This is a genomic window from Microbispora hainanensis (assembly GCF_006874475.1).
Classification (GTDB): domain Bacteria; phylum Actinomycetota; class Actinomycetes; order Streptosporangiales; family Streptosporangiaceae; genus Microbispora; species Microbispora hainanensis.
This window is the reverse complement of record NZ_VIRM01000002.1, coordinates 290,227-308,458: the sequence shown is the minus strand read 5'-3', so window position 1 is coordinate 308,458 and position 18,232 is coordinate 290,227. Positions and strand designations below refer to the sequence as shown.

19 protein-coding genes are annotated in these 18,232 nt (G+C 71.3%); 5 read left to right on the top strand and 14 right to left on the bottom strand.

Annotation, left to right across the window (positions count from 1 at the left end; all coding sequences use genetic code 11):
- Positions 1-48: 48 nt before the first annotated feature.
- From FLX08_RS40355 to FLX08_RS02925, 5 genes are all read right to left on the bottom strand, one after another.
- Positions 49-225: a hypothetical protein gene (locus FLX08_RS40355; protein WP_167530253.1), complete on the bottom strand. Its 177-nt coding sequence runs from the start codon at positions 223-225 to the stop codon at positions 49-51.
- Between the two features lie 102 nt (positions 226-327).
- Positions 328-783, bottom strand: coding sequence for a S26 family signal peptidase (locus FLX08_RS02940; RefSeq protein ID WP_142616603.1), 456 nt, complete (start codon positions 781-783; stop codon positions 328-330).
- Positions 780-2,645: an ABC transporter ATP-binding protein gene (locus tag FLX08_RS02935; RefSeq protein WP_244312277.1), complete on the bottom strand. Its 1,866-nt coding sequence runs from the start codon at positions 2,643-2,645 to the stop codon at positions 780-782. Before FLX08_RS02935 ends, FLX08_RS02940 begins: the two co-directional genes overlap by 4 nt.
- Positions 2,642-3,184: a TlpA family protein disulfide reductase gene (locus tag FLX08_RS02930; RefSeq protein WP_142616602.1), complete on the bottom strand. Its 543-nt coding sequence runs from the start codon at positions 3,182-3,184 to the stop codon at positions 2,642-2,644. The genes FLX08_RS02935 and FLX08_RS02930 overlap by 4 nt, the downstream gene beginning before the upstream one ends.
- Positions 3,185-3,199: 15 nt before the next feature.
- A complete protein-coding gene (locus FLX08_RS02925; RefSeq protein ID WP_208761233.1) occupies positions 3,200-3,721 on the bottom strand; it encodes a MauE/DoxX family redox-associated membrane protein in 522 nt (173 codons plus the stop codon).
- Between the two features lie 240 nt (positions 3,722-3,961).
- On the opposite strand from FLX08_RS02925, the gene FLX08_RS02920 reads away from it, so the two are divergent.
- Positions 3,962-5,302 carry a penicillin-binding protein gene (locus tag FLX08_RS02920; protein WP_142616600.1) on the top strand — a complete coding sequence of 447 codons (1,341 nt, stop codon included), beginning with the start codon at positions 3,962-3,964 and terminating at the stop codon, positions 5,300-5,302.
- Positions 5,303-5,340: 38 nt separating this feature from the next.
- Here FLX08_RS02920 and FLX08_RS02915 read toward each other — a convergent pair whose 3' ends face one another.
- The 3 genes from FLX08_RS02915 to FLX08_RS02905 all read right to left on the bottom strand — a co-directional run bounded on the left by FLX08_RS02915 (position 5,341) and on the right by FLX08_RS02905 (position 7,596).
- Positions 5,341-6,438, bottom strand: a complete 1,098-nt coding sequence (locus tag FLX08_RS02915; RefSeq protein WP_142616599.1) for an FUSC family protein — start codon at positions 6,436-6,438, stop codon at positions 5,341-5,343.
- 108 nt (positions 6,439-6,546) lie between these two features.
- Positions 6,547-6,981 carry a nitroreductase/quinone reductase family protein gene (locus FLX08_RS02910; RefSeq protein WP_142616598.1) on the bottom strand — a complete coding sequence of 145 codons (435 nt, stop codon included), beginning with the start codon at positions 6,979-6,981 and terminating at the stop codon, positions 6,547-6,549.
- A 207-nt stretch (positions 6,982-7,188) separates the two neighbouring features.
- Positions 7,189-7,596 carry a winged helix-turn-helix transcriptional regulator gene (locus tag FLX08_RS02905; protein WP_142616597.1) on the bottom strand — a complete coding sequence of 136 codons (408 nt, stop codon included), beginning with the start codon at positions 7,594-7,596 and terminating at the stop codon, positions 7,189-7,191.
- A gap of 76 nt (positions 7,597-7,672) precedes the next feature.
- Here FLX08_RS02905 and FLX08_RS02900 point away from each other — a divergent pair, with 76 nt between their 5' ends.
- Positions 7,673-8,515: an SDR family NAD(P)-dependent oxidoreductase gene (locus tag FLX08_RS02900; protein ID WP_142616596.1), complete on the top strand. Its 843-nt coding sequence runs from the start codon at positions 7,673-7,675 to the stop codon at positions 8,513-8,515.
- 55 nt (positions 8,516-8,570) lie between these two features.
- Here the strand turns inward: FLX08_RS02900 and FLX08_RS02895 are convergent, their stop codons facing one another.
- The gene (locus FLX08_RS02895) at positions 8,571-9,734 is read right to left on the bottom strand and encodes an acyl-CoA dehydrogenase family protein (protein WP_142616595.1); all 1,164 of its coding nucleotides are present in this window, start codon (positions 9,732-9,734) and stop codon (positions 8,571-8,573) included.
- A 225-nt stretch (positions 9,735-9,959) separates the two neighbouring features.
- Between FLX08_RS02895 and FLX08_RS02890 the strand changes: the two genes are divergently transcribed.
- On the top strand, positions 9,960-11,273 hold the full coding sequence (locus FLX08_RS02890; RefSeq protein WP_142616594.1) for a UDP-glucose dehydrogenase family protein: 1,314 nt from the start codon (positions 9,960-9,962) through the stop codon (positions 11,271-11,273).
- 40 nt (positions 11,274-11,313) lie between these two features.
- Here the strand turns inward: FLX08_RS02890 and FLX08_RS02885 are convergent, their stop codons facing one another.
- The gene (locus tag FLX08_RS02885) at positions 11,314-11,913 is read right to left on the bottom strand and encodes a TetR/AcrR family transcriptional regulator (protein ID WP_142616593.1); all 600 of its coding nucleotides are present in this window, start codon (positions 11,911-11,913) and stop codon (positions 11,314-11,316) included.
- Between the two features lie 96 nt (positions 11,914-12,009).
- On the opposite strand from FLX08_RS02885, the gene FLX08_RS02880 reads away from it, so the two are divergent.
- Positions 12,010-13,434 (top strand): MDR family MFS transporter, encoded by a 1,425-nt coding sequence (locus FLX08_RS02880; RefSeq protein ID WP_142616592.1) that lies wholly within the window; start codon positions 12,010-12,012, stop codon positions 13,432-13,434.
- Positions 13,435-13,460: 26 nt separating this feature from the next.
- Here the strand turns inward: FLX08_RS02880 and purE are convergent, their stop codons facing one another.
- From purE to FLX08_RS02865, 3 genes are all read right to left on the bottom strand, one after another.
- Positions 13,461-13,964: a 5-(carboxyamino)imidazole ribonucleotide mutase gene (purE, locus tag FLX08_RS02875; protein ID WP_142616591.1), complete on the bottom strand. Its 504-nt coding sequence runs from the start codon at positions 13,962-13,964 to the stop codon at positions 13,461-13,463.
- Entirely contained in the window at positions 13,957-15,069 is a 1,113-nt protein-coding gene (locus tag FLX08_RS02870) for a 5-(carboxyamino)imidazole ribonucleotide synthase (RefSeq protein WP_244312295.1), read from the bottom strand. The genes purE and FLX08_RS02870 overlap by 8 nt, the downstream gene beginning before the upstream one ends.
- 90 nt (positions 15,070-15,159) lie before the next feature.
- A complete protein-coding gene (locus tag FLX08_RS02865; RefSeq protein ID WP_142616589.1) occupies positions 15,160-16,146 on the bottom strand; it encodes a DUF8094 domain-containing protein in 987 nt (328 codons plus the stop codon).
- Between the two features lie 242 nt (positions 16,147-16,388).
- On the opposite strand from FLX08_RS02865, the gene FLX08_RS02860 reads away from it, so the two are divergent.
- A complete protein-coding gene (locus tag FLX08_RS02860; RefSeq protein ID WP_142616588.1) occupies positions 16,389-16,943 on the top strand; it encodes a GtrA family protein in 555 nt (184 codons plus the stop codon).
- A gap of 4 nt (positions 16,944-16,947) precedes the next feature.
- On the opposite strand, the gene FLX08_RS02855 is transcribed toward FLX08_RS02860, so the two are convergent.
- Entirely contained in the window at positions 16,948-18,216 is a 1,269-nt protein-coding gene (locus FLX08_RS02855; RefSeq protein ID WP_167530252.1) for an ATP-binding protein, read from the bottom strand.
- Positions 18,217-18,232 lie beyond the last annotated feature (16 nt).

The window sequence follows — 18,232 nt, the reverse complement described above, 5'->3', positions numbered from 1 at the left end:
CCCTTCGCTCGAGGGGAATTCGCACAAAGGACGCTCCGCCGTGTCCGTCTAGCAGACGTACTGCCAGTATGTGCAGTAACTGCCGCCGGGGATCCCCGACCCCGTGCAGCAGTAGCGCTGGACGCAGCCTGTGCCCTCGTACCAGCAGTTGACGGCCTCCGCGCGGGTGGCCGGGACCAGCCGGGCGACCATCCGGTCGGCCAGCCGCTGAATCGTCCGTGTCATTCAGTTCCTCCTTGTGAAGGACTTCCTTTCGGTGCCCGACATTAGGAGCGGCCTCGATCGCGGACATACCGCCGGGATACACGAATTCCTGTATCGCCGGGTTCACGCGTTCAACCGCCGGATCACGACACCGGTGATCCTGCTTTCCGGGAGCAGCCCCCACTGCCGGGAGTCGGTGCTGCGCGAGGGGTTGTCCCCGAGCACGAGCAGCCGCCCCGGCGGCACCCGGGTCTCCCCCAGCGCCTCGAATCCCGGGGGGACCGGGTCCCCGGCCACGGCCGCGGCCCGCTTGATCACCAGGTTGGTGCCGCCGTCGAGCGTGACCCCCTGCCCCGGGCCCACGCGGGAGATGACCACGATGTCCCCGCGCCGGACGCGCCCCCGGGACGGGCCGGGCCGCCCCGGCCGTAACGTGCGTACGAGGACCCGGTCGCCGGACCGCAGGCCGGGCTCCATGCTCTCCCCGTGCACCTCGACGACGCGCAGCGTCCGCCTGGCCGCCATCGCGGCGCCGCCGCCGAGCGCCGATGCGAGCAGGACGAGCAGGACGGGTGTCATCGTGCCCCCGAGAGCCGGTCGTGCGGGGCGCCGGCGGCGCGGTCCTCCCGCTGCCGATATCCCTCGGCCTGCAGGGCGAACAGGCGGGCGTAGATCCCGCCGCACGCGAGCAGCTCGGTGTGCGTGCCGCGCTCGGCGACCTGTCCGCCGTCCAGGACCACGATGTGGTCGGCGTCGCGCACCGCGCCGAGCCGGTGGCTGATCAACAGGCTGGTACGGCCGCGTCGGTGCTCCCTCAGGCCCTGGTGGATCTCGTGCTCCGCCTCGGCGTCGAGGCCCGAGCCGGGCTCGTCCAGGATCAGCAGATCCCTCTCACCCCGCAGGTAGGCGCGGGCGAGGGCGACCCGCTGCCACTGGCCGCCCGACAGATGGACTCCCACATCCGTGGGACCGTCCTCCGAGGGGTTCGCGGGGCCGGCGAAGACGCGGGACAGCATCGTGTCGTACCCCCGGGGCAGGCGGCTCACGACGTCGTGCACGCCCGCCCGCCGCGCCGCCGCCTCGATCCTCCCCCGGTCGTCCAGAGCGGCGAGGTCGCCCAGGCCGATGTTCTCGGCCGCGGTCATGTCATATTCCATGTAGTCCTGGAACACCGCCCCGATCCGCGCCCGCAGTTCCGCCGGGTCCATCTCCCTGAGGTCGATCCCGTCCCAGAGGATCGAGCCGCGTTCCGGGTCGTACATGCGGCACAGGAGCTTGACCAGCGTGCTCTTGCCCGCGCCGTTCCTGCCTACGAGCGCCACCGCGCTGCCGTACGGGATGGCCAGGCTGAGGCCGCGCAGGGCCCAGGGGTGGCCGGGCGAGTAGCGGAACCACACGTCGTTCAGCTCGATCCCCCGGCGCAGCGGACCGGCCCGCCGGGGCCGGGCCGGGACCGGCAGGTCCGGCTCGGCGTCCAGGACGGCGAGGTAGTGACCGAACAGCAGCACCTGCTGGTGCACGGTGACGAGTTCGACGACGAGACCGCTCGCCGCGGCCTGGACTCCGGCGACGGCGGCCACGAACAGTGCCACGTCGCCGATCGCGCCCGTGCCGTTCGCCGCGGACACGAGAACCCACAGCAGGCCGCCCCCGGCCGCGAGCGCGGCCGCCGTCCCCGTGACGGCCTGGACGCCCAGCTCGCGCCGGTCGGTGCGGCTCCGCTCGGCGTTCGCGGCCCGCCGGTGGGCGTTCATGAGCCCGCGCAGGTGCGCCCCGATGCCGAAGAGCCTCAGCTCCTTGGCCGCCTGGACGTTGACGAGAAGCTCTCCGAAGAAGAGCTCGCGGCGCTCGACCGGGCCGATGCCCCACAGCATCGCGGCCCGCCGCCGCGACAGCCAGAGCTCGGCGGCCAGGGACGGCACCGCGGCGCCGAGCACGAGGGCGGCCATCCACGGGCTGATCGTCACGAGGGAGACGAGGAAGCCGGCGCCCGTCATCGCCGTCCTGGCGGTGCCCAGGGCGGCGGAGACCACCATGCCGGGGGTCGCCCCGCCGTACTGCTGGGCCATGCGGATCCGGTCGTGGAACGCGGGGTCCTCGAACCTGGCCAGGCCGACGAACCGCTCGGTGGCCCGGAAGAGACGGTCCTGGGCGACGAGGCCGATCCTGCGCCCGCTCTCGTCCCTGACGTACTGGACGATCTGCGGCCCGATCGCCGTCAGCACCCCGCACCCGGCGAGCACCGCGCCCAGTGTCGCCGTCACGCCGGCCCCGGGCCGGCCGGCGGCGATCTCGTCGAGGACCAGCTTGGTGCACCAGGCGATCGTCACCGGCAGGACGGCCATGAGCGTGCTGAGGACGGCGAAGGCGATGGTCAGCCCCCTGCCCGCCCGCCAGGCCATGCCGAGGGCGGTGACCACCGCCCGCGCTCGGGCCGTCACGCGTGTGCGGGGATCTTGCCGAGGTCCTCCAGAGTGGTGCCGCTGGCGACGACCCTCCCGTGCTCGTCGACCAGGGCGAGGGACGGGAAGCCGCGCACCTGCAACGCCTTCGTCAGGCCGGTGCCGAACTCCTCGATCAGCACCAGGGCGACCGGCTCCAGCGCCCGCCGCTCCTCGGCCATCTCCTCCTCCGCACCGACGAGCACGGCCAGCACGTTGCCGCGTCCCCCGGGGAACGACCGGGCGTGCTCCGCGAACTGCGGCAGGCGTTCATGGCAGGCCGGGCAGTCGGGCGAGAAGACGCCGACGAGGACGGTCCCGGTCAGCGTCTCGTCCGAGACGTGGACGCCGTCGGTGCTCACCGCGGAGAAACCGCCGATCGCCGCCCCGGGTGGGAGCACGAGGGACGGGACCCCCGGCGGGCGCGCCGACAGCATCTCCTCGTGCGCCCGCAACCGCCGGATCACCCCGACCGTCAGTACCAGGTCGATCAGGCACAGGACGCCGACGCCCAGGACGAGCGCTGTCAGGAACGGCATGAGGAACCACCTTCGTCAGGGTGAACTGGTGAACAGACCGGCGATCTCGCCGATCGCGGACAGCAGGACCGCCGCGGCCCCGGCCGCCAGGGCGACCGCGGCGAAGCCGGCCGGCCCGAGGCCCGCGAGGACGGTCCCGGCTCCGGCCTGTACGGCTCCCGCCATCGCGGCGGCAAGGAGTACGGCGTTGCGCGCGAGATGTCCGGGGCCCACAGGAACCGCGGAGGCGCCGAAGCAGCGGCAGGGGACCCGCCTGCCGCGCCGCAGGGCGACGGCGATGGCCACGGTGAAGGCCACGAGCAGCCCGAGCGCGAGGCAGAAGCCGGCGAGCACGGTGGGAGGCCAGGCCAGCAGCGGCGCGACGGCGGCCTCGGCGGTGACGACGAGCGCCGCGACGGGCCGGGCCGGCAGCCGCACGAGGACGCGGGTGGCCGCCGTGAACTCCTCGTACGCCGCCCGCCCGCGCAGCTTGCTCACGGCCGACATGAGGAAGACGATCCCCGTGAGCAGCCGGCAGAAGGCGAAGAGATAGGCCACGGGCGTCCTCATCCCCGGTCGGGCGGGCGGGTCGCCACCACGCTAGGAACAGCCGCGGGACGCCGGATATATACCGGCTACACGCCGCGATGTATCAGGCCGAAACACCCCTGCCTGCACGGCCATTTGGCCGGTGTGACGCGGGGACTGCACAATGGACGACGTTTCGCGCCGGCGAGAAATCCGAGCAGTGTGAGAAACGTCCCCGGAAACGCGGCGTCGGGCGACCGAAAGGCGACGATGAAGGCATTCCTGATTTCCCTGTGCGTCGCCATGCTGGGCGCGGTGGTCGCGGTTTTCCTGCTGTTGTGGAACCCGGCGGGCGGCGGTGCTGATGAGAAGCCCGTGGCAGCGGTTTCCACCTCCGCGGGCTCCGCTTCCCCCGCCGCCGGGAAAAGCGTGCTGCTGAATGCCGACGGCGGCGTCATCGAGGAGTTCTCCGGCGACTGCACGCAGAGCGGATATCCCTATCTCTGCCGGCAGGTCAGAGAGCGGCTTCTCGCCGAGGACCCGCGACTGCTCACCCGTGGCGGGTTGACGATCCGGACGACCATCGACCAGCGGCTCCAGCGGGCGGCGCAACAGGCCGTCGACGCGTACGTCCACCGCGACGACCCGCAGATCGCCACGCAGGTCCTGATCGTCCCGGGCGAAGGGACCGTCAGGGCGATGGCCACCAGCCGTGATCCCGACGGCGAGCGGGGCCTCATGCAGGGCACGACGGCGATGCCGTACGCCCTGGCCGCCGCGCTCGCCGCCGGTTGGCGATACGACGACGGCTTCTTCGTCGGAGACGCGTACCGCGCCCCGAGGTTCTCGACGTTCAAGGACTGCGCGGGCCGGCCCGTCGGGGATCCATCCCACAGCATCCGTAACCGGAAGAAGGGCGGAGCCCGGTTCGTCACCCTGCGGGCGGGCACCCGGGACGCGGTGAACACCTTCTTCATGCAACTGCAGGAGAAGGTGGGCCTGTGCGAGACCGTCGAGACGGCCCGGCGGCTCGGGCTCAAGAGCTTCGACGGAAAGCCGCTCCAGGAGTTCGAGACCCTCCCGCTGGGCATAACCCAGGCCGATCCCGTCTCGGTGGCCACCTCGTACGCGAGCCTCGCCGCCCGCGGCCGCTTCTGCGAGCCGAGGGTGATCACGGAGATCCGCGACGGCTCGGGTGCCGTGCGCCCCTTCCCGCCGAACTGCACGCAGGTCCTGGACCCGGCGGTCGCCGACGCGGTCACCGGCGTGCTGAAGGACGTTCTGGCCGAGAGCGCGCTCAAGGGCATCGGCCGCGAGGCGGCGGGCATGCCCGGCGACGGCGACACCTTCCGCACCGCCTGGTACGCCGGTTACACCCCCGGCCTGGCCTCCGCCGTCAGCCTCGGTGACTTCAGTGACCCACTGCGGCATCCGATGGTGGACGTCACCATCGGGAGCCGCCGCTACGCGCAGGTGGACGGCACGTCGATTCCCGGCCTGATCTGGAAGAAGACCATGACCGAGGCGGTGCGGGGGACGCAGGAGACCCGCTTCACCCCGCCGGACACCGAGCGCTTCGGCGGCTGCCGCGACTCCTGCCCGCCGCCCTGACCGCCGTCCCCGGCGACAGTGAGCGGGGCGTTCGGCCCTCAGCCTCGCATGTTCTCGTCGCTCAGCTCGTCGAGCGGGGTGAGCGTGGCCGAGGCCTCGTCGTGATCCATGCCGGTCGCCTGGAGCAGGTCGACGGCGATGGAGCGCAACTGCGCGATGATGACGTTCGCCGAGAAGCCGAGGTTCTTGGGCCGCTCCCGCGCGGCGACGGCGAGCAGCGCCTGCCTCGCCAGCGTCGGCTCGCGCCCGGCCCCGAGTTCGAGCTGGAGCAGCAGCGCCGCCTCCGAGACCTCGCGCAGCAACTCGGCCAGCGCGACCGGCGGCGGCATGGGCTCCCCCATCGCCGCCAGCGTGCGGCGGACCAGCACCCGCGCGTTGCGCAGCGCGAGGTCCACCGGCAGAGCGGCGGTCTGATACCGGGCCAGCCTGGCCCGGTGATGCCAGCGCAGCGGCGAGATCCTGATGATCTCCTTGCTGTTGTCCAGCGCCGCCGTGAACTCCTCGACCGCGGTCTGGGTCCTGCGTCCGCACTCCAGCGCCTCGGCGGCGAGATCGGCGTCGCCCTTCTCGATCGCCTCCGCCGCCTGTTCGAGCATGGTGGAGAACGCGTCGAGCACGCCGGACAGATGTCTGCCCGCGATGGTGAGCGGGCTGGCGGGCAGCAGGGCGACCGCGGCGATGCCGACGACGCCGCCGGTGAGCGCGTCCACCATCCGGTCCAGCCCGCCGCCGTCCGTGCCCGGCACCAGCATGGCGACCAGCACCGCCGACGACCCGGCCTGCGACACGAACAGCTCGCTGCTGTTCAGCAGCCACGCGACGGTCATGGCCAGCGCGATCACGAACGCGAGCTGCCAGGGGCCCGAGCCGATCCACGACACCAGCAGGTCGCCGACGCCGACCCCCAGACTGACGCCGATCACCAGCTCGGCCAGTCTGCGCAGCCGCCGGCCGAACCCGATGCCCACGCAGATCATCACGGAGACGGGCGCGAAGAGGGGGTTGGGGTGGCCGAGCAGGTGAACGGCGACGAGCCAGGCCAGCGCGGCGCCCACGGCACACTGCGCGATGGAAGGCCCGATCAGACCGAACGTGCCCAGCCGTTTCCTCCATTGATCAACGAGCCACGCGCGCACCCCTCCACAATCGCGGATCTTTATGACAGTGGGATCACATTTGCCCCGAAATCCTCTGGTTCGAGCCGTTCGCCGTACGAGGCCGGCGGCGGCGTCGCCAAGACCTCTCTAGTTGATCCGGAAGACGGGGAAGCCCGGAGCGATCTCCCGCACCTGCTCCTCGGACGCGTTCGCATTGAGTCCCTCGAAGAACCTTCCGACCTCCCAGCCCCAGCGCTTCAGGTACGCCCGGAGAACGGCCGGCTTCTCCTCATCGGAGAGCTCGGTGGCGGTGAACGCTTCGATGCGGCGGCCCACGCGCAGCTCACCGTTCCCCGCGACGCGCAGGTTGCGGACCCACTGAGTGATGCCCCGGGGTGCGACCAGATAGCGAGTGCCGTTCAGGGTCAGCACGTTCACCGGTGTGGTGCGCCATTCGCCGCTGGACCGGCCGCGGACGTACAGGATCCGGGATCCCCAGATGCTGATCCCGAGCCGGGTCAGCCCTGCGACCGTCCGGTTGAAGAGGTGATCCATGCGGGTCGGTTCGATGTAGCGGGACATGGTCGACTCCTCGGCAACTCACTTCGAGAGCACTGCTCTCACCTTGGGGCAAGCATGCTCGGAGACACGCTCACAGTCAAGAGCAGTGCTCTCTAACTTGTACGCCGATCTCGCCGAAGACGTGGAAAACCCCGCCTCCAACCACGGGAGACGGGGTTTTCGCTGCTCAGGGCTGCCAGGGAGGCGGGGTGGGCTGCCCGCCGGAGGCTAGACGCCGGCGTGCCGGAAGCGGGCCTCCCTGATGTCGGCCTCGTGCCGCACCGCCCAGTCGGCCAGCGCGGACACGGGCTCCAGCAGGGTGCGGCCGAGAGGGGTCAGGCTGTACTCGACTCCGGGAGGCACGGTCGGGTGCACCTCGCGGCGCACCAGGCCGTCGGTCTCCAGGGCGCGCAGCGTACGGGTGAGCATGCGCTGGCTGATGCCCTCGATCGCGCGGTGCAGCTCGTTGTAGCGATGGGGCCGGCCGCCGAGCAGGATCAGCAGCAGCATGCTCCATTTGTCGCCCAGCCGCCGGAACAGCTCCCCCACCGGGCAGGCTTCGAGCTCGTCGATCGGCACGGGACGGGGAAGCTCGTGGGCGAGTACGGAGGGAACACCAGTGTGCGTACCGGACATGAAACTGCCTTCTTTCCGCCTCTGACGTCGCAGCCCGACGATTGGACCAGCCGATCACCAGCCTATGGAGGATTCCGTGCCGGGCCGACGACACAAGACCGTCATCATCAGCGGGGGAACCGACGGCATGGGGCGGGCGACCGCCCTGGAACGGCTCGCGAGGGGCGATCGCGTGACGGTGATCGGCAGCAGCGAGGCCAAGGGCCGTGCGCTGCTGTCCGACGCGGCGAACCCGAACCTGCGGTTCGTACGGGCGGACCTTTCCTCGATCGCGGAGGTCGAGCGGGTTGTCGCCGACGTGGCCGAGCACCACGACTCGGTCGACGCGCTGGCGTTGTTCGCCAACCGGATCAGCTCCAAGCGCAGGGAGACGGCCGACGGGCTGGAGTACACCTTCGCTCTGTACTACCTGAGCCGATACCTGCTCGGGAGCCGCCTGCGGTCGCTGCTGAACGCCGCCCCCGACCCGGTGGTCGTCAACGTCGCCGGGGTCGGCGTCACCGCGGGCCGGATCGTGTGGGAGGACCCCCAGTTGACGCGCCGATATGGCCAGGTGCTCGCACAGCTTCAGGCGGGACGCGCCAACGACCTGCTCGGCGTCGCGTTCGCCGCCCAGCCCGAGAACCGGGCGCGCTACGTCCTCTACCACCCCGGTTTCACCCGCAGCGGGGTGAGCGGCCACCGGAACCCATTGGTCCGCGGAGCCATCAAGGTGCTCGCGGCGTTCCTCGCGCACCCGGTGGCCGAGTCGATCCGTCCGATCATCGAGTGGATCGACCATCCACCGGCCGGCGCGCTCACCGCGGTCGACCGCGGCAAGCCGGTCGACCACTCGCTGAAGACGCTCGATCCCGGCAACGCCGAGCGCCTGCTCGCCTACACCGAGGACCTGCTCGGCCGCCTCCGGGCGGACGCCTGACCCGGCAGCGAACCCCGCCTGCCCGGTACGGCAGACGGGGTTCGCACGACAGGGGCTACTTGAGGAGCTGGCGGGCCATGACCATGCGCTGGATCTGGTTGGTGCCCTCGTAGATCTGGGTGATCTTGGCGTCGCGCATCATCCGCTCGACCGGGAAGTCCCGCGTGTAGCCGTACCCGCCGAGGAGCTGGACGGCGTCGACGGTGATCTCCATGGCGGCGTCGGAGGCGGCGCACTTGGCGGCGCTGGAGAAGAACGTGAGGTCCTTGACCGGGGTGCCGTTCACGGCCAGCTCCGACTTCGCGGCGGCGGCGTAGGTGAGCTGGCGGGCGGCCTCCAGCTTCATCGCCATGTCGGCGAGCATGAACTGCAGGCCCTGGAAGTCGGCGATCGGCTTGCCGAACTGCTTGCGCTCCTTGACGTACCCGAGCGCGTAGTCGAGCGCGCCCTGCGCGATGCCGAGCGCCTGGGCGGCGATCGTGACGCGGGTGTGGTCGAGCGTGGCCAGGGCGGTCTTGAAGCCGGTGCCCGGCTCGCCGATCATCCGCGACGCCGGGATGCGGACGTTCTCCAGGATGACCTGGCGGGTGGGCGAGCCCTTGATGCCGAGCTTCTTCTCCTTGGGCCCGAACGAGACGCCCTCGTCGTCCTTCTCCACCACGAACGCCGAGATGCCGCGGGCGCCCGCCGAGGGGTCGGTCACGGCCATGACCGTGTAGAACTCCGACACGCCCGCGTTGGTGATCCACATCTTGGTGCCGTTGAGCACGTAGTGGTCGCCGTCGCGCTCGGCCCTGGTCTTCATCGAGGCGGCGTCGGAGCCGGCCTCCGGCTCCGACAGGGCATAGGAGAACATGGCCTCACCACGGGCGACCGGCGTGAGGTAGCGCTGCTTGAGCTCCTCGGAGGCCGACAGCAGCAGCGGCACGGTGCCGAGCTTGTTGACGGCCGGGATCAGCGAGGACGAGGCGCACGCGCGGGCGACCTCCTCGATCACGATCACGGTGGCGAGCGCGTCGGCGCCCGCGCCGCCGTACGCCTCGGGGATGTGGACGGCGTGCAGGTCGGCCGCGACGAGGTCCTTGTAGACCTCCCAGGGGAACTCCTCGTTCTCGTCGGCCGCCGCGGCACGCGGGGCGATCTTCTCGTCGGCGATGGCCCGGACCGTCTCGCGGAGCATCTCGTGCTCCTCAGCGGGGGCGTAGAGAGGGAAGCTCATAGCGCCGATACTAGGACGTCCGACTAGAAAGTTACCAGTCAGTACGGATGCCTCCCTGACCGAACCTCTTGACAACGGTGAGGAACCGCTTGCCTGACGTCGACCGGGCGGGCCGAGAGCCGTACCGTGGGGGCCAGGCGCCGGTTTGCCCAGGTGGTTCAGCGGGCAGTTGACTGGCCCGGTACCATGCCAGATCACAAAGAGTCGGTAAGAGGGGAGCATGCCGTGCCGTACCGCCTCACTGTGCTGGGGACCGGATACCTGGGTGCAACGCACGCGGCGTGCATGGCCGAACTGGGCTTCGAAGTGCTCGGTCTGGACGTGGACCAGAGCAAGATCGAACGGCTGCAGCGCGGCGAGCTGCCGATTCACGAGCCCGGTCTGGAAGAGCTCCTCCGCCGCAATCTCGACTCGGGCAGGCTGCGCTTCACCACCTCCTACGAGGAGGTGGCGAAGTTCGGCGACGTCCACTTCATCTGCGTGGGCACGCCCCAGAAGAAGGGCGAGCAGGCCGCCGACGTCTCCTTCCTCGACGCGGTCGTCGAGTCGCTGGCCCCGCACCTCGACCGTGAGTGCCTGGTCGTGGGCAAGTCCACGGTGCCGGTCGGCACCGCCGAGCGCCTCGCCGACAAGCTCGTACGGCTCTCGCCCGCCGGGATGCAGGTCGAGCTGGCCTGGAACCCCGAGTTCCTGCGTGAGGGCTTCGCCGTGCAGGACACGCTCCGCCCCGACCGGATCGTGCTCGGTGTCGCCTCCGAGCGGGCCGAGAAGGTGCTGCGGGACGTCTACACACCCCTGGGCGAGGTCCCGATCGTGGTGACCGACTTCCCCACGGCCGAGCTGGTGAAGACGGCCGCGAACGCGTTCCTGGCCACGAAGATCTCGTTCATCAACGCCATGGCCGAGCTCTGCGAGGCCGCCGGCGGCGACGTCACCCAGCTGTCGCAGGCGCTGTCGTACGACGAGCGGATCGGCGGCCGATACCTCAACCCCGGCCTCGGCTTCGGCGGCGGCTGCCTGCCGAAGGACATCCGGGCGTTCACGGCCAGGGCCGACGAGCTCGGCGCCTCCCAGGCGCTCGCCTTCCTCCGCGAGGTCGACCAGATCAACCTGCGCCGCCGTACGCGGACGGTCGACCTCACCCGCGACATCCTGGGCGGGACGTTCGACGGCCGCAGGGTGGCGGTGCTGGGCGCGGCGTTCAAACCCAACTCCGACGACATCCGCGACTCGCCGGCCCTGGACGTGGCCCTGAAGATCGCCGAGCAGGGCGGGCAGGTCAGGGTCTACGACCCGGTCGCCCTGTCGAACGCGCGGGCGGCCCATCCCCACCTCGGGTACGCCGAGTCGGCCATGGAGGCCGCCCAGGAGGCCGAGGTCGTGCTGCTGCTCACCGAGTGGCAGGAGTTCGTGACCCTCGACCCCGAGGAGCTGGGCGCGGTCGTCGCCGGCCGCACGATCGTCGACGGCCGCAACGCACTCGACGCGGACACCTGGCGCGAGGCCGGCTGGGACTACCGCGCTCTCGGCCGCCCCTGATCCCCCCGCCGGCCCCGCGGGCCGGGCCTCACTGCGCCCCTCACTGCGCCCTCAGGCGGACGAGGGGCAGGAAGATGTCGTCGACGATCTCGGCGATGGCGTCCTCGGAGACCGGCCGCCCGGTCATCAGGAGCTCGTGACGGACGAGGTCGATCGGCAGAGCCACCAGCCGCGGGGTGAGGCGCCGCGGGTCGATCTCCCCGCGCGCCGCGGCGCGGTCGAGGATCTGCCCCATCAGATCGGGTCCCCCGCGCTCCGCCAGGAGCCGCTCCCGCAGGTCGGCCATCGTGGAGCCGGTCTCCGCGAAGAACTCGCTCATCTGCATGCTCATCACCACCGCCAGCTCGCCGCGCCGCTCCGACATCCACCGCAGCAGGGCCACGAGGTCGTCGCGGAGAGATCCGGTGTCGGGCACCGAGAGCCGGTTCTTCCGGCCGTAGTGCATGATCGCGGCCACCGCCAGATCCGCCCGGCTCGCCCAGCGGCGGTAGACGACCGGCCGGCTGGTCTGGGCACGTGCGGCCACCGCCTCGAACGTGAAGCCGCCATAGCCGACGCTGGCCAGCTCGTCCCATGCGGCGTCCAGCAACGCCTCCTCCAGCTCGGCTCCGCGCCGCCTGCTTGCGGTCTTCTCTGACACGTCTCCCTCTCAAGATACACGCGTGCATCTTATTGACGGAACGGCGTCGAGCGGATTAGATACACGAGTGCATCTAATCTTGCTCCGGAGGTCACCATGAGCACCGTAAGTCCGCCCGCTTCCCGGGAACGCCTCGATCCGGGATTCGTACGGCTCTCGCTCGTCATGCTGACCGGCACCCTCGCCGTCGTCTTCGACACGACGATCGTCAACATCGCACTGGACACCCTGGGACGGCAACTGCACGTGCCGGTCTCGACCATCCAGTGGATCACCACCGGCTACCTGCTCGCCCTCGGCATGGCGGTGCCGACGACGAACTGGCTGACCGGCCGCTTCGGCGGCAAGAACGTCTGGCTGGCCGCGCTGGCGATCTTCCTGGCCGGATCCGTCGGCGCGAGCCTCGCGCCGGACGCGGCGACGCTGATCGCCTTCCGCGTGGTGCAGGGCGCGGGCGGCGGTCTCATGCTGCCCGTCATGCAGACGCTCCTGGTGCAGGCCGCGGGCGGACGGTCGCTCGGCCGCGCCACGGCGATCATCGGCCTGCCCGCCCTGCTGGGCCCGGTGCTCGGCCCGGTCGTCGGCGGCCTGATCGTCCAGCACCTCTCCTGGCGCTGGATCTTCTGGATCAATGTGCCGTTCTGCCTGGCCGGGCTCGCGCTGGCCTGGCGCTTCATGCCCGCGGGCGAACGCGACCGCGAGGCGCCGCTCGACTGGATCGGCCTGATCCTGCTGTGCCCCGGCATCGCCGGGATCATCTTCGGGCTCTCCCGGGTCGGGGCCGGCGGCGGCTTCGGCCAAGCCGACGTGCTGCTGCCGCTCATCGCGGGCGCCGCGCTCATCGCCGCCTTCACCGTACGCGCGCTCAGGACGGACACGCCGCTCGTCGACCTGCGGCTGCTGCGCAGCCCCTCGTTCAGTGCGGCGAACGCGCTGATGTTCCTGTCGGGCTTCGTCCTCTACGGCGCGATGCTGCTGATCCCGCTCTTCTATCAGCAGGTGGGCGGCAGGGACGCGTTCACGGCCGGCCTCCTGCTCGCCCCGCAGGGCATCGGCGTGATGCTGAGCAGGGGCCTCGCCGGCACGCTCACCGACCGCGTGGGCGCGCGCCCGGTCACCGCCGTCGGCCTGGTGATCACCGCGCTGGGGACGCTGCCGTTCGCCTGGGCCGGGCAGCACACCGCGACGTGGTCGCTCGTCGCCGCGCTCGTCGTACGCGGCATCGGCCTCGGCGCCGTGACGATCCCCGTCATGAGCAGCGCGTACGAGGGGCTCGCCCGCGACGAGGTGCCGCATGCGAGCGTGATCACGAGGACCGCGCAGCAGGTCGGCGGCTCGTTCGGCACCGCCGTGCTGGCCGTGGTCCTCGACAGCGCGCTCGCCCGGCATCACGGCGGCCCCGCGGACGCCGCGGCGGCCTTCGAGCACACGTTCTGGTGGTCGCTCGCCTTCACCGTGCTCGCACTGGTCGTGTCCGCGTGGCTGCCCTCCCGGCTCACCCGCCGCCCGGCGGGTGGCTGAATGAGCCGGGCTCACCGATGCCGGGCCTACTGGCCGAGCTGGGCCGCCTCGGCGCGCAGCCGCTCGCCCTTGGCGTGCGCCTGGTCCCGCAGGGCGGCCTGGAACTCCTCCATCCGCCGCCGCAGCCCCTCGTCCGACGCCGCGAGGATCCGTACGGCGAGCAGCCCCGCGTTGCGGGCCCCGCCGACGGCCACGGTCGCCACCGGCACACCGGCCGGCATCTGGACGATCGACAGCAGCGAGTCCATGCCGTCGAGATATTTGAGCGGCACCGGGACGCCGATCACGGGCAGCGGGGTGACCGAGGCCAGCATGCCCGGCAGGTGGGCCGCGCCGCCCGCGCCCGCGATGATCACCTTCAGCCCGCGCCCGGCGGCGCGGGAGCCATACTCGATCATCTCCGCGGGCATGCGGTGCGCCGACACCACGTCGGCCTCGAAGGACACGCCGAACTCGGCGACGGCCTCGGCGGCCTGGCGCATCACCGGCCAGTCCGAGTCGCTCCCCATGACGATCCCGACGTCAGGCATCCACAGGTCCCTTCAGGCAGGTGACGGCGTGGTGGGCGCGGGCCCGCACCTCGTCGAGGTCGGTGCCGAGGGCGGTGACGTGCCCGATCTTGCGGCCGGGCCGGACTTCCTTGCCGTAGAAGTGAATCTTGATGCCCGGGTCGTTGGCCATCACGTGCTCATAGCGCGAGTAGACACCGGGGTCGGGCCCGCCGAGCAGGTTGGCCATGACGACGACCGGCGCGGTCATCGACGGCGACCCGAGCGGCAGGTTGAGCACGGCCCGCAGGTGCTGCTCGAACTGCGAGGTGCGGGCGCCCTCGATCGTCCAGTGGCCGCTGTTGTGCGGACGCATGGCCAGCTCGTTGACCACGAGCCCCGACTTCGTGACGAACATCTCGACCGCGAGGAGCCCGGTCACGCCGAGGTCGCGGGCGATCGTGAGCGCGACCCGCTGGGCGTGCGCCGCCTCCTCCTCACCCAGGTTCGGCGCGGGCGCGATCACCTCGACGCAGATGCCGTCCTGCTGCACGGTCTCGACCACGGGATAGCTGACGCCCTGGCCGTGCGCGGACCGGGCGACCAGCACGGCGACCTCCCGCTCGAACGGGACGAACGCCTCGGCCATCAGGGCCACGCCGGTGGCGAGCACCTCGCGCGCCTCGTCGGGCGACTCGCACATCCACACGCCCCGGCCGTCATAACCGCCGCGTACGGCCTTCAGCACCACGGGCCAGCCGTGCTCCTCGGCGAACGCCTCCACACCGGCCAGGTCCTCGACGCGGGCCCAGGCGGGGCACGGCGCGCCGATGGCGGTGAGCCGCTCCCGCATCACCGCCTTGTCCTGCGCGTGGACCAGGGCGTCCGCCCCGGGGTGTACGGCGAGGCCGTCGGCGGCCAGGGCCCGGATGTGCTCGGTCGGCACGTGCTCGTGGTCGAAGGTGACGGCGTCGCACCCCTTCGCGAACTCCCGGAGATCGTCAAGGTCGCGATAGTCACCGAGCCGGGTGTCCACGATCACCTTGGCGGCGCTCTCGTCACGGTCGTTCGCGAGCACGCGCAGGTCGATGCCGAGCGCGATCGCGGCCTGCTGCGTCATCCTCGCCAGCTGACCCGCGCCGACCATGCCCACCACGGGCGGGGTCACGGGTGCGGAAGGGGGAACGTTCGGGCTGTTCACGACACGTCAGCCTACCTATTGCCCGGCGAAACCCCGTCAGCCGGATCCCTGACCGGAACCCTTGGTGATGTCGGCGAGGACCCGGCGCATGCCGACCGTCGTCATCGTGGTGTCCTTCGCCACCTTGGTCGCCAGCACCACGATCTCGCCGCCGGTGACGGTCGTGGCCGTGCCGCCCGTGAAGGCGCGTACGACCGCGGCCCGATAGCGGGGGTGCGCGAGGGAGGAACGGCCCGAGCCCGGCTTCTGCGTGAAGACGACGCGCAGCGCGTGGAACACCAGCGCCCCGCCGCCGGGCAGCGCGAGCGCGCGGGCCGGTCCCTCGATGCGCACGTCGGTGGTGAGGCGATCAGGACGGGCCCTGCCCGGAGCGCCGACCAGCTCCACAAGGAGGCGGCGCATGGGGTCGCCGGAGGCGAAGCGCACCCCGCTGACTCCCGCGCCGTTCACCCCGGAGGGATCGGTCAGGAACGCGACGTGCCGGGTGGGCGCGAGCCGCGCCGCGACGGCCGCGTCCGGAACGGCCTCGGCGTCGAACACGGCGCCGTCCGCGCCGTCCTTCACATTGGGCGCCTTGCCGACGAGCGGGATCGGCCCGGCGCCGAGCCGCCATCGGCCGTCCGCCCAGACGAAGACGAAGTAGGCCGGCTGGGGCTTGCGGGCCAGCACGGCGAACCAGGCGCCGGCCTCGCCGTCCTCGCGGCGGGGCAGCAGGAACTCCGGATCGTCGTAGGCCCGGAAGGCCGGCGCGGCGTAGCCGTCCCGGGCGGCCGTGCAGACACCGCTCCCGATGGTGCTCTCCACGCCGGTCGTGAGCTGCTCGATCTCGGCGCAGTCGCGGTTCTTCCAGGCGTCCGGCAGATCGCCGAGGCCGTCGAAGGCCGCCTGCGCGTCGGCCGTGGTGATCTCGACCGTCGCCGGGGACGTGGCGCCCGGATCGGCCGGGGTCTCGCGGAGGCCCTCGGTCCCACACCCCGCGAGCAGGACGAGGCCGAGACCGAGGGCCGTGAGTCTGCGCAACACGAGAAAGGCCACCCCTCCAGAACGCGCGCGTCCCCGAACTAGGTGATCCTGGTCGGGCGAGAGCGTAGTGCGAAGAGGGCCCACTCATCCCAGATAGCAGTATTTTTCTTGAAATGTTCTTTGATGACCTGGGACGAAGCGGGCGAAGGTTGCGGCAAGACCCCGATTTGTGCTTGCGAACGGTAGCCTGAGAAGACCTCGCCGCCGACCGTGGCCGCCGATCAGGAAGGACCGTGCGGGACGTGCAGTTGCTACGACGCGCCTACGAGCGGTTCGCCGCGCTCATCCACGAGTTGATCAAGTTCGGCCTGGTGGGCGCGATCGCGTTCGTCATCGACTTCGGCGGCACCAACCTGCTGCGGTTCGGCGTCGGCATGGGCCCGCTGAGCTCGAAGGTCGTGGCCACGATCGTCGCCGCGACGTTCGCGTACGCGGGCAACCGCTTCTGGACCTACCGCCACCGGGAGCAGAGCGGCCTGGCACGCGAGTATGTCCTGTTCTTCCTGCTCAACGGCATCGGGCTGCTGCCCCCGCTGCTCACGATCGGCTTCGTGAGCTACTCGCTGGGCCTGCACGACGCGGTGAGCTACAACATCGCCCAGTTCATCGGTGTGGGGCTGGGCACGCTGTTCCGCTTCTGGTCGTACAAGAAATGGGTGTTCCTGGCGGTTCCGGAGCTGGCCCCTACGGAGGAGCCCGCCGAGGGGGCCGTCGAGAAGGTGGGGGCGCTGCCCCACTCCGACGTACGGCCCCACTCCGACGTGAAGGCGCAGCCCGACCCCCTCACCACCAGTTGATCCGTCAGGCGGGGCCGCTCACCACACGATGACGCCCGCTGTCGCGGGTGTGACGTAAGAAGATGGCGAACGTCGCCGGGCGGCGCTTGACCAGCTCAAGCCGCCCGCCGTCGGCCGCCACCAGGGCACGGGCGAGGGTGAGCCCCAGGCCCGTGCCGCCTCCCCCGCTCACGCTCCGCTCGAACACCCGGTGGCCGAGGGCCTCCGGAATGCCCGGGCCCTCGTCGGCCACCTCGATCACCACAGACCTGCCCGTACTCGATGTGTTGATCGTCAGCACGCCGTCGCCGTGCTTGAGGGAGTTCTCCAGCAGGGTGGACAGCACCTGGCTGAGCCCGCCGGTCGTGCCGAGCGCGCTGAGGCCGCGGTCGCCCGCGAGCACCAGCGAGCGGTGGGCCCGGCGGAACGCCGGCTCCCATTCGGTGATCTGCTGGCCCACCACGTCGTCCACGTCGATCGGCGCCGCCTGGGCGTGCCGCTGGCGGCGTGCGGCGGCCAGCAGTTCGTCGATCACGGCGGTCAGCCGCTCGACCTGCACGACCGCGGCCTCGCCCTCCTCGCGCACCACCTCGGGCTGGTCGGCCGCCGCGACGATCTCCTCCAGGCGCATGCTCAGCCCGGTCAGCGGGGTGCGCAGCTGGTGGGAGGCGTCGGTCGCGAACTCGCGTTCCCGTGCGAGCAGGTCGGAGATCCGCAGCGCGCTGCGATCCAGCACCTCGGCCACGAGATCCAGCTCGGGGATGCCGTAGCGGTGCCTGCTCGGCCTCGCGTCGCCCGAGCCCAGCCGCTCCGCGATCCTGGTGAGATCCTGGAGCGGCAGGTTCAGGCGACGCGAGGTGACGGTCGCCAGCCCGATCGCGGCCCCGAGGGCCACGACGGCCAGCGCGATGATGAGCACCAGCCGCGCCTGGGTGTCCTGTCGGACCTGGGCCGCGTCACGGCTGACGCGTACGTAACCGTTCTCGGAGCGCGCCTCCTCGGTCAGATCACGGCCCGCCGGTGGAGGCGAGCCCACGACGATCGGCGGTTTCCCGCGGACGTACACCTGGAGGTATCGGTCCGGGTAGTTCCGCGCGAGCTGGTCCGGACTGATCCCCTGGCCCTGACTGAGGGAGTACTCCACTCCGAGCAGCAGCCGGCTCGCGTCCGTTCTGAGCTCCTGGGCGACCTCGTCGCTGATCAAACGCACGACGACCACACCCAGGGGCACGCCTAACAACAGCACCGCGATGACCGCGACGAGCAGCATGGAGGACAGCAGGCGCCGGCGCACGTGCTAGCCCCTCCCC

Coding starts and splice junctions, on each gene's coding strand:
- FLX08_RS40355 (WP_167530253.1), bottom strand. CDS start 225: ATGACACGGACGATTCAGCGGCTGGCCGACCGGATGGTCGCCCGGCTG.
- FLX08_RS02940 (WP_142616603.1), bottom strand. CDS start 783: ATGACACCCGTCCTGCTCGTCCTGCTCGCATCGGCGCTCGGCGGCGGC.
- FLX08_RS02930 (WP_142616602.1), bottom strand. CDS start 3,184: ATGCCGTTCCTGACAGCGCTCGTCCTGGGCGTCGGCGTCCTGTGCCTG.
- FLX08_RS02920 (WP_142616600.1), top strand. CDS start 3,962: ATGAAGGCATTCCTGATTTCCCTGTGCGTCGCCATGCTGGGCGCGGTG.
- FLX08_RS02910 (WP_142616598.1), bottom strand. CDS start 6,981: ATGTCCCGCTACATCGAACCGACCCGCATGGATCACCTCTTCAACCGG.
- FLX08_RS02905 (WP_142616597.1), bottom strand. CDS start 7,596: ATGTCCGGTACGCACACTGGTGTTCCCTCCGTACTCGCCCACGAGCTT.
- FLX08_RS02895 (WP_142616595.1), bottom strand. CDS start 9,734: ATGAGCTTCCCTCTCTACGCCCCCGCTGAGGAGCACGAGATGCTCCGC.
- FLX08_RS02880 (WP_142616592.1), top strand. CDS start 12,010: ATGAGCACCGTAAGTCCGCCCGCTTCCCGGGAACGCCTCGATCCGGGA.
- purE (WP_142616591.1), bottom strand. CDS start 13,964: ATGCCTGACGTCGGGATCGTCATGGGGAGCGACTCGGACTGGCCGGTG.
- FLX08_RS02870 (WP_244312295.1), bottom strand. CDS start 15,069: ATGGTCGGCGCGGGTCAGCTGGCGAGGATGACGCAGCAGGCCGCGATC.